This window comes from Pseudomonas sp. 05N434 (genome assembly GCF_056396965.1).
In genome coordinates this window covers 1-1,031 of record NZ_JBFTMK010000931.1, presented here as the reverse complement: position 1 = coordinate 1,031, position 1,031 = coordinate 1, and the positions used below count along the sequence as shown (strand labels likewise).

The following is a 1,031-nucleotide window of genomic DNA, read 5'->3' as shown; positions in this document are numbered from 1 at the left end:
ATCCCGCATACCCTCGTTGACATGGACCTGGAAGATGCAGAAATCTTTGTCGCGCAGAAGCAACCCGGTCGCGATGAGAGTTACTTCAAGGACCTGACGGGCAAGCGGCTGGCGCTGTACAGCGGCTATCACTACGAGTTTGCCAATTTCAATGCCGATCCCAAGTATCTGGCCGACACTTACAAGGCCACGTTGACCTATTCCCACGACAGCAACCTGCTGATGGTGCTGCGCGGGCGAGCGGACATTGCCCTGGTGACACGCTCTTATCTGAGCGATTACCTGCTGCGCAACGAAAAAGTCGGCGAGCAGTTGCTGGTGTCGCAACGCATCGATCAGGTCTATCACCATTACGCGCTGATTCGTCCAGAGGCGCCGATTACGGGGGAAGCATTCGGCAAGTTGCTGCAAGGCCTGCGAAACAACGGCCAGATGCTGAAGATTTTCGATCCCTACAAAATTGCCCTGGTGCCGGTGGGCAAGCACTGACAGATAGAGTTTCCGGGGGCAGGGGGGGCGGACGACCATTCATCTGGTATTTATGTTTTGCTGTTCGAATGGTCGAATTGACAGTAGACGCTTCCCCTCACGTGGTCTTAGCTCCTTTCCTGTGTCCGACCCCATGGAGGGGTTGGCGCTCATTCAGAAAGGATTTCTGTCATGACAAACCCCGCGTTGGTTTCTCTCTCCTGTGTGCCCGCTCCTGTGGTGCCACAAGCCGTCAACGATGTACTCGTTCTGAAAAAACCTGATGATTCGGCCGGTGTCACGGTCGAGGTGGCGCGTTGGCCATTCATGGTGGTTAATCAAAAGACAACGCTGCATGTCTGCGGTCAACAAGCCGACGGCTCGCCATTGATGCTGCGAGTGGCCGACGCCGAGCCCGTCACGCAACAAGAGTTCCAGGAGGGCTGGCGTCGCAATATTGCCTGGGCGTCTTTGCAGAATCTGAAAGACGGGAGCCATCTCGCGTTTGTTTTTCAGGCGGCGCTGGATGGAGGCAGTTGTGCTGGCCCGGTGCTGTTCCCTAC

Annotated in this window: 1 protein-coding gene and 1 pseudogene; both read left to right on the top strand. The window is 56.2% G+C overall.

What is annotated here, in order from left to right:
• The coding region (locus AC1DLB_RS30820) for a PhnD/SsuA/transferrin family substrate-binding protein (RefSeq protein WP_477786381.1) at window positions 1–489 on the top strand (489 nt) is incomplete at its 5' end.
• Between the two features lie 171 nt (window positions 490–660).
• A pseudogene (locus AC1DLB_RS30815) lies at window positions 661–1,031 on the top strand (sugar-binding protein); the annotation flags it as partial.